At 46.1% G+C, this 8,590-nt stretch carries 11 protein-coding genes and 1 pseudogene; 7 read left to right on the top strand and 5 right to left on the bottom strand.

What is annotated here, in order from left to right; genetic code table 11:
- The 6 genes from A3735_RS30730 to A3735_RS09930 all read left to right on the top strand — a co-directional run.
- The coding region (locus tag A3735_RS30730) for a CoA pyrophosphatase (protein WP_197485820.1) at positions 1–376 on the top strand (376 nt) is incomplete at its 5' end.
- The gene (locus A3735_RS09950) at positions 373–897 is read left to right on the top strand and encodes a gamma carbonic anhydrase family protein (protein WP_068514819.1); all 525 of its coding nucleotides are present in this window, start codon (positions 373–375) and stop codon (positions 895–897) included. The genes A3735_RS30730 and A3735_RS09950, both read left to right, overlap by 4 nt.
- Before the next feature lie 86 nt (positions 898–983).
- Positions 984–1,169 (top strand): DUF1289 domain-containing protein, encoded by a 186-nt coding sequence (locus A3735_RS09945; RefSeq protein ID WP_197470208.1) that lies wholly within the window; start codon positions 984–986, stop codon positions 1,167–1,169.
- 34 nt (positions 1,170–1,203) lie between these two features.
- Positions 1,204–2,385, top strand: coding sequence for a formate-dependent phosphoribosylglycinamide formyltransferase (gene purT / locus A3735_RS09940; RefSeq protein ID WP_068514822.1), 1,182 nt, complete (start codon positions 1,204–1,206; stop codon positions 2,383–2,385).
- A 20-nt stretch (positions 2,386–2,405) separates the two neighbouring features.
- Positions 2,406–2,942, top strand: a complete 537-nt coding sequence (locus A3735_RS09935; RefSeq protein WP_068514824.1) for a DNA-deoxyinosine glycosylase — start codon at positions 2,406–2,408, stop codon at positions 2,940–2,942.
- Positions 2,943–2,947: 5 nt separating this feature from the next.
- Entirely contained in the window at positions 2,948–3,565 is a 618-nt protein-coding gene (locus tag A3735_RS09930) for a tRNA-(ms[2]io[6]A)-hydroxylase (protein WP_231872160.1), read from the top strand.
- A 19-nt stretch (positions 3,566–3,584) separates the two neighbouring features.
- On the opposite strand, the pseudogene A3735_RS09925 reads toward A3735_RS09930, so the two are convergent.
- Together A3735_RS09925 and A3735_RS29605 are read right to left on the bottom strand one after the other, a co-directional pair.
- Positions 3,585–4,538 (bottom strand): annotated as a pseudogene (locus A3735_RS09925) (serine hydrolase domain-containing protein); the annotation flags it as partial.
- A 40-nt stretch (positions 4,539–4,578) separates the two neighbouring features.
- Positions 4,579–4,752, bottom strand: coding sequence for a hypothetical protein (locus tag A3735_RS29605; RefSeq protein WP_156495185.1), 174 nt, complete (start codon positions 4,750–4,752; stop codon positions 4,579–4,581).
- 158 nt (positions 4,753–4,910) lie between these two features.
- On the opposite strand from A3735_RS29605, the gene A3735_RS09920 reads away from it, so the two are divergent.
- Complete coding sequence (locus A3735_RS09920; protein ID WP_068514830.1) at positions 4,911–6,032, top strand: TRAP transporter substrate-binding protein; 1,122 nt, start codon at positions 4,911–4,913, stop codon at positions 6,030–6,032.
- A 4-nt stretch (positions 6,033–6,036) separates the two neighbouring features.
- Here the strand turns inward: A3735_RS09920 and A3735_RS09915 are convergent, their stop codons facing one another.
- The 3 genes from A3735_RS09915 to A3735_RS09905 all read right to left on the bottom strand — a co-directional run.
- Positions 6,037–7,437, bottom strand: a complete 1,401-nt coding sequence (locus A3735_RS09915; RefSeq protein WP_068514834.1) for a lipopolysaccharide assembly protein LapB — start codon at positions 7,435–7,437, stop codon at positions 6,037–6,039.
- Positions 7,437–8,120 carry an energy transducer TonB gene (locus A3735_RS09910; protein ID WP_068514837.1) on the bottom strand — a complete coding sequence of 228 codons (684 nt, stop codon included), beginning with the start codon at positions 8,118–8,120 and terminating at the stop codon, positions 7,437–7,439. The genes A3735_RS09915 and A3735_RS09910 overlap by 1 nt, the downstream gene beginning before the upstream one ends.
- Before the next feature lie 4 nt (positions 8,121–8,124).
- The coding region (locus A3735_RS09905; protein ID WP_369820523.1) for an ExbD/TolR family protein at positions 8,125–8,590 on the bottom strand (466 nt) is incomplete at its 5' end.

Raw genomic sequence — 8,590 nt, 5'->3', positions numbered from 1 at the left:
TCGAGAGTGTCATGAAGAGATTGGCGTCCACCCTGAACAAGTTGAGCTGCTAGGGCCTTTGAGTCAGGTGATATCCCTGCACGGTATTCGTGTTTCGCCTTTTGTCGGCCTGGTGGAGCCAGAGATAGAATTAAAGCCAAATCTAGATGAACTAGACAGTATTTTCAAAGTGCCGGTGAGTTTCTTTTTAAATGAAGAACCCGTGCGTCGTGATAGAATGACCTACAAAGGTCTGGCATTCTCTGTGCCAAGCTATGATTACCACCATCAGGGCGAGCGTTATGAAATTTGGGGCTTGTCTGCCGTGGTGCTTGTTGAACTGATGAATATTGCATTTGATGCGAACATAACAATTTTTGACGGTGAAGGTAAATGATCTACTCCTTGGGAAGCAAAAAACCAAAATTTATTGGTGACGCAGCGTTTGTTGCGCCAAACGCATCATTAATTGGCGATATCGAAGTCCATGAGGGTGCTAGCATCTGGTTTAATGTGGTGATTCGTGCGGATAACGATAAAGTTATCATTGGTGAAAATAGCAATATTCAAGACGGTTCTGTTCTTCATATTGACCCGGGCTTTCCCTTACAAATAGAGAAAAATGTGACGATTGGCCACAAGGTCATGTTGCACGGTTGCCATATCGGAGAGAATTCCTTGATTGGTATTAATGCCGTTGTACTGAATGGCGCGAAAATTGGTAAGAATTGTTTGATTGGCGCGAACGCCTTGATACCTGAAAATATGGTCGTGCCGGATGGCTCGATGGTGCTGGGTAGTCCTGGCAAGGTGAAACGTGCTTTAAGTGAGCAGGAGATTCAAATGCTCAGTCTAAGTGCAGCGCACTATGTTCAAAACGGTCAGCGCTATGAATCAGGGTTGATTCTGGAGGACTAAGTGTTTGCCTGTTAAGATCGACGTTTCACATTTTATGTTTTTATTAGAAAGTAGTTGCCGAATAGTCGTTAGCGAAGAGTAGTTGTATGCCAGAAGAAATGAATGAAGTCCCGTCTCCATGTGTCAGTATTTGTGCACTTGATGTAAATGATGTCTGTGTGGGTTGTCACCGCACGGGTGACGAAATATCCCGCTGGTGGGGCATGGACAATACTGAAAAGAAAAAAATACTAGAGCTCGCTAAAGAGCGCGAACAGAAATCCTATATCTAGATTTATCCTAACAACTGACAACAGGTTTATCAAAATGACTAGCATTGGCACGCCCTTATCGCCTACGGCAACAAAGGTATTATTTTGCGGCTCTGGTGAGCTGGGCAAAGAAGTGGTTATCGAATTACAGCGCTTTGGTGTCGAAGTGATTGCTGTGGACAGGTATGCCAATGCACCGGCGATGCAAGTCGCACATCGCAGTTACGTGATCGATATGCTTGACCCAAAAGCGCTTAGAGAGGTGGTCGAGAAAGAGCAACCACACTTAATTGTGCCAGAAATCGAAGCCATTGCGACCGCTGAATTGGTGGCGCTAGAGAAAGAAGGCTACCAGGTTATTCCCTCTGCACGTGCAGTTAATCTCACCATGAATCGCGAAGGTATTCGGCGCTTGGCGGCAGAGGATTTGAGCATAAAAACCTCTCCCTATCAGTTTGCCAGCGATTATGAGGCTTATCGACAAGCGCTTCAGGAGATTGGTTTGCCGTGTGTGGTGAAACCGATTATGAGCTCCTCTGGCAAAGGCCAGAGCACTGTGAAGACTGAGGATGGTATTGATGCCGCTTGGGCATATTCACAAGAAGGTGGCCGTACAGGGGCAGGCACCATCATTATCGAAGGCTTTGTCGACTTTGATTATGAGATAACCTTATTAACTGTTCGCCACGCTGGTCAGACAAGTTTCTGTGCGCCGATTGGCCATGTCCAAAAGAATGGTGATTATCAACAGTCATGGCAGCCTCAAGCAATGAGCGAAAAGGCCTTGGCAGCGGCTCAGGATATCGCTCATAAAGTGACTGAAAACCTGGGTGGCAATGGTATCTTTGGCGTTGAGTTATTCGTAAAAGGCGATGAAGTCTTGTTTAGTGAAGTCTCACCTAGGCCACACGATACAGGCTTAGTGACCTTAGTATCGCAAGATCTTTCTGAGTTTGCTTTGCATGCGCGGGCTATTCTTGGATTGCCTATTCCCCAGATTAAACAGCTTGGTCCGGCAGCGTCCTCGGTCATTTTGGTTGAGGGGGAGTCCAAACAACTTTGCTTTGGTAACCTTGAAGAATGTTTGTCTGATACTGATGTGCACTTGCGCTTGTTCGGCAAGCCCGAAGTAAAGGGGCAACGCCGTATGGGGGTTGCACTGGCCTTGGATGAAACAATTGAGGCGGCAACGCAGAAGGCGATCAAGGCATCTTCAGCGGTGGCATTAAAGTTCTAGCGTTATTAGTGTGAAGTATAATGGCTGAAACGCAAAAAGTAATCGATAAAGGCTTTCCTCCGGTGCTTGGAGAAGAGCCAACAGTTCTAATATTAGGCACGATGCCCAGTGTTAAATCCCTGCAAGAGCAGCAATACTACGGACATCCTCGCAATGCCTTCTGGTGGATATTGGCGCAACTATGCAGTTTTGACCTGGCCTTGCCTTATGTGCAACGCCTGGAAGAGGCTAAACGCTGCGGTATCGCGATTTGGGATGTCGCTCATTCATGCTACCGCCCAGGAAGTCTGGATTCGAATATCGACCAGTCCACTATGAAGGCGAATGATATTCAAGGCATGCTTGAACAGAACCCGAGTATTAAGCTGATTGCGTTTAACGGTCAGGCTGCAGCCAAGTTGTACAAGAAGTTTATCGGCGTTTCAGTTACTCCTGATACAACCCTGAACTTACCTTCGACCAGTCCTGCCAATGCAGCCATGTCGAAAGAGGATAAGCTAGCGTCTTGGTGTGCTATGAAAGAATTTTTAAATTTAGATGAAGATATCAGTGAGTAATGTTTGTGAGTGAGATAAACCAGGACTTAAGTGAAATATATAGCTTTCTTGGCTGTGAAACCCCTGACCTTTGGGTCGAAAATGCCCTGGCTAATCAGGATATCATGCTGCTGGATCACGCTCACTGTGAGAAGAAAGCAGCAATGACAGCGCTTAACCTGATTCACCGTTATCCGGGTAATCCAGACTTGCTGATGAAGATGTCTCGCTTGGCTCGTGAAGAGCTCAGGCATTTCGAACAGGTAATGAAATTTATCAAAAAACGTAAACTGGCATACGGTCACATGACGGCATCACGCTATGCAGCAAGGCTTAGAGATTCTGTCCGAAAACAAGATCCTGACCGTGTGATTGATCTACTGATCATTGGCGCATTTATTGAAGCGCGCTCCTGCGAGCGCTTTGCCAAGACAGCGCCCTTGCTAGACGATGAGTTAAAGGACTTTTATATTTCTTTGCTCAAGTCGGAGTCTCGTCACTATCAAGACTATCTAAAACTTGCTTCGGGTTATTGCAAAGAAGGGCTCGACGAGAGAGTCGCTTTTTTCAGAGAGAAAGAGCAGGAATTAATCGAGCAGCCAGATGAAGAATTTCGTTTTCATAGCGGGCCAGTGACTGCTTAGGTTTAGTTGGCTGGCGTTGCTATATGCAGCTGTACAAAGCATCAATTAAGGCTTTGGCGCAGGGCCCTGTTTCATTAATCGGGTGTACTCGATTGCCACAATAGCCAAAGCTGATTTTTGCATCTGGGTCAGCAAAAGCAATAGCGCCGCCTAAACCGGGGTGGCCGAAGCTTCTAGGGTTGTCACCTGTTTTAAAATACGGGTTGTTCAACATAAAGCCCGTTCCATAGCGAAAGTGGCGGTGGGTCATGACTTCAACACCATCCCACTGCTCTTTTATCGCGTCTTCCAAGGCCGCTTTGCTGATAAGTCGATGGTCTCGATTGAGTTCATCGATAGTTCCTTCCATTGACAATAGGCTATAAATCTTTGCGATATTTCTAGCGTTACTATGGCCATTGCCAGACCCGAACTCGTGGGTTCGGAAATCAGGGTCCTCAAACATACGCTGAGGGTCCGGGATTGGTTTCCAAGCTCTAGCAAGTAAAGAGTTTGGGTCGTTGACTTGTTGTAAGGTAGGAACACCATTAGATATGACGATATCGGCGCAACGAGTAATCTGGCTTTCATTCATGCCTAGGTAGAATTCAATATTGTTTGGCCCAAATATTTCTTCTTGCAAATATTGCCCTAAGGTTTGACCGGTACACTTACTGATCAAAGCCTGGCACAGAGGGCCATGAGTAAAAGAGTGGTAGCAGGGAGTAGAGCCTGCGGGCCAAAGTGGTGCTTGAACTTCTAATGCTTGCTCGACAACCCCTTTTTGATAGAGGGAACCGGCAGGCGCTGCATCGGCAACAGGAACGCCTGCGAGTTGAGCCAAAACGCAGCGTACTGTGATTTTGTCTTTTCCCGCCTGAGCAAACTCTGTCCAATACGTGCAGACAGGCTGGTCGAGATCGATGATTCCTCTGTCCGCAAGTGAGAGTACAGCGAGGGAAGCGATAGCTTTGGTAACGGACATAACGCAGCAAAGAGTATCCTCCTCCCAGAGTTGTGTTTTACCTTTATCCTTATAACCCCCCCCCCCATAAGTCGACTACCTTTTCGCCGTGATTATAGGCGGCAACGCTAGCGCCAATTTCATTCCGTTCTTTGAGGTTTACTAGAAAAGCCTCCTTCACGGCTTCATAGCCAGGGGCGCAGTAACCTGAATAGGGAATATCGTCGGTGATTGTGGCTGACACGTTGACCAATCTCTTATAGAACTGTAGGTTTATACAATGTAGTCCATGAATTGATATTTGTCATAATTATGGATATCCAACTGGCTGTCAGTCAGGCGTTAAGTGTTAACAATATCGATAATAAAAGATAAAAAGAGTTGTTTAAGAGAATTAAAGCAATGCTTCGTATGCTTGGGTTTGTGTTGGCCTTCATGAGTGGCGCGTCAACTTCCTATTCCGCGACACCTGTTGACGCCTGGTTGCTAGAGGAGGGTGGTTCGATCCCGACGAGTGGCAAAGTGACACAGTGGAAGTTTGCACACCCGGCGCCTCCTGTTTCTCATTTACCACCGGTTTGGCAGAAAGGGATTGATTGGATACAACGTAAAACCAACAACGAATTGCAAATTAAAATGTATGGCGGTGGGTCTCTCTATGGTGTCACCGGAGGCTTCAAAGCTTTACGCGCTGGCGTGGCTGATTTTGGGACGTGTTATACACTGGCCGAAGCAAAAGGTTTTGAGTTGTTTAAAACCATCCAGCTCCCCTATATAGCCCCTTCCAACCCTTACTTAACTGCACGAATTGTGAACGAGCTAATGGCTGATGGCTTGGCTGAGGAGTTCACTCGACGAGGTGTTTATCCAGCACATGTTATGCCAGTGAGACCTCTAAGCTTAATGAGCAAAACACCTATTCGTAGACCTGAAGACTTAAAAGGCAAAAAGGTGGTGTCATTTATGAATGCGCCGGGTGCGGCAGAAGACTTAGGCTACTCTGTTGTTCGTATTCCGTTTCCAGAGATCTATTCAGCCCTACAGCAAGGCGTGGTTGATGCAATCGTTTGGGTTGATATGGGCTTTATTCCTTTTAAAATTTATGAGCAAGCCAAGTACTATACAGAGTTGAATATTGCACCAACGACCATTGAGACTTGTATGAATCGTCGTAGCTTTGATCGGCTGAATAAACCAACCAAGCAGTTACTGTCGGACTTTCAGCAGAAATTGGCTTTGGCTGTTGTGCAGCGCACTGAAGAATTTGCACAAACTGCACAAAATACCTTGGCCGAGCAGGGTGTTGAAATTATAAAGTTTAGTGAGCCTGAGCAGCAAGCATGGGTCAAGGCATTTCAGCCAACTGTTAAGCGCTATATGGATAAGTGTGAGGCGGCAGGAAAAGATTGCCGAGGGCTGGTTAAGAGCATTGCCAAGCTAGCAGATAAGTACAAAAATCTCAGTAATGAAGAGTTAATGCAGCTTACGATAGATGAGCCTGTCCAAGGCATTATCGACTTTTAAACGTCTAATGCTTGCTAATGTTGGCAAGGTAATTTGTCCACTGAGCTAATTGTTTTTCGATGATGTGAATATCGATAGTGTCGGCTTGGTGGCGGTTTGCCTTGCTTTGTTTTAGCTTACTCAAGTGATCGTCAAGCGCAGTAAACAAAGTTTCAGCCATATTGAGTTTGTCAGAATAAAATAAAGACCTACCTAACTCCAGACCGATCAAAACCTTGTCTTTGTTATAGTCTTTCTCGAGAGCTAACCATTGCATGTAGGAACCTCCACTCACCTCGTGGATGACTTGAATCACTTCATTCCATAAGGCCTGTTTAACCAAGAGCCGGCTTAACTGTTTTAAAATTGCTAGGTTGTCAGCAGAGTCCTGGTAGTTGGTGATAAAGGAGCTAGAACTTAGTATATCTATGGCTTTCTCATTATGGCCTGCCTGTTCCCAGCTATAGGCTAGCCTTTTAATATTCGCAGCTGTGGCTTTGACAGTTTTCTCGCTTAGAGCGGCTTCGAGGATTAGAGCTGCCTGGAAAGGTAGGCCTTCTGATAGCTGTAATTGTGATAAGTGTAAAACTTCTGTAGCACTAAGGGCTTGTGTTTCTTTTAGTAGTTCCATGCCCGATAGGGCTTGTTGATGCTCACCTAATTGAATCGCTATACGCACCCATTGTTGCCAATAAGCCTTTTTGGTGGGTTCGAGCGATATTAGCTTCTCGATGATAAGTCTGCTCGCGGGGTAATCTTTAAGCGCTAATAAGCTATTGAGTTGTAGTTGATAAAGCGCTTCTTGCTTAGGGTGAGCCAATTTTAAGGCATGTTTGGCGCTGTTAAAGCAGTTTGAGTAGTCTTTAGTCTGGAACTGTGAATAAGACAGTAAGTAATACCACTCACTTAGCTGTTCTGGTTCTATACTCTGATTCGGTTGTTGGGATGATATGAGTGTTTGCAGCGCTTGGCTTGCTTCACTAAAGTGCCCTGTTTGAATTTGCAGCTGGGCAAGCAGCAGATGTTGTTTAACCTGGGACGACTCATTCAGAGAGTCTAGTCGTAAAAGCAATTGTATTAAGCCAATCGCCAGTTCATATTGTTCGAGTTGAGCAAGGATCTGAGAGGCAGAATAGAGCGCATAAGATGTAGCCACGGGATTGTGCTGATTTTCAGAAATAACGCGTTCTAGAGTGCTAAGTGCTTTGGCACTTTGCTGCTTTTCAAAGTCGCTCCAGGCTTGGGCAAGTGTTCGCTGGGTTCGGCTATTGATTTGGGCATGCTTGTTCGGCTGTAACTCCAAAACCTCGCTCGGTACATTGAATGAATAGTCAGCAGAACAGGCTTCGCCGGTGCTCAGCAAAGCCACGGATAATACCAGGAAAGTAAGGCGTCTATGTGCGTGTCGAAACATAAACCAAAGCATTATTTTTCCAGAGTAAAATTAATGGTTTGAACAACCCGACGAGTGCTAGGCTTTCCCCCGAGAAGCTGAGGTTTGAATTTCCAATTTTTGACGGCACGTATGGTGTTGTTTTCAAAAATGCCCTCTGGTTCGGCGCTTAGGACTTGTACATCACTCACGCTTCCATTCAAGCCTATAGTGAAGCTAATATTAACCCATCCTTCCAGTCTTGCGCGTTTTGCTCTTCTGGGGTAGAGCGGGTCTGGCGTGAGCAAGGGAAACAGTTGCTCATCAAAACTCGGGGCGGCACTTTGTATGGGTTTAAGGGAACTTGCCGGGAATTCAGGTGGGCTTAATGAAAGTGGCACCGAAGGTGTATCGATAGGGCTCAAGTCTAGCGAAAGCTTTGGAAGCCGGGGGTTAAACGCTGCTTGATCGATTAGTTTGGGTTTGGGTGGTTCAGGTTCTGCTTCTTCGGGTGGTGGCAGCTCTTCTTCTTGCTCGGGCGCGCTTGAAGAGTTTGCTTCAATCCGAATGAAGTCAATGCTGAGAAATTTGTAGATCGCAGCTTCGACGCTAAGCGGAGTAATCAGACTCGTCATAAGCTTGCTAATGGCTAATACACAGATTATGGCTAATAGGGCGGCGAGTACCCAACGTGTAAGGCTTTGACTTAGCGGCAGTCGACAAATGGTGTTATCCATAAACCTAGATTCCACTGTTTGATTCTTTGCGTGTCGCAACGGCGATGTTCTTGGCGCCTGCAAGTTTGCACTGGTCCAATGCCTGTATCAATAAACCGGTCCGTGCATGCTCATCGGCCTGGAGGATGACAGTGCTTTCTGGCGACTCACTCAATAAACGCTCAATATTGCGTCTGATGGTTTGTGGTTCAACTTGCCGTTGATCGATCCACACTTTATTTTGAGCTGTGATTGCTACAATAATTGCCTGTTGAGGCAGTGTGCTGGATGTCTGGGCTTGAGGGCGGTTAATGTTAGCGCCCGCTTCGCGAATGAAACTGGTGGTAACAATAAAGAAAATTAGCAGAATGAATACGACATCCAACATTGGTGTCATATTGATTTCTACGTCTTCTTCTTCATTGTTGAAAAAAGGAAAGCGCGTTCTCATGCCTTGACGCCCCCTTCTTCTAATAGGGGGAATTGATGCT

The organism is Oleiphilus sp. HI0061 (assembly GCF_001635675.1).
Note: the sequence above shows the minus strand (reverse complement) of the source record. Positions and strands in the feature narration are given on the sequence as shown.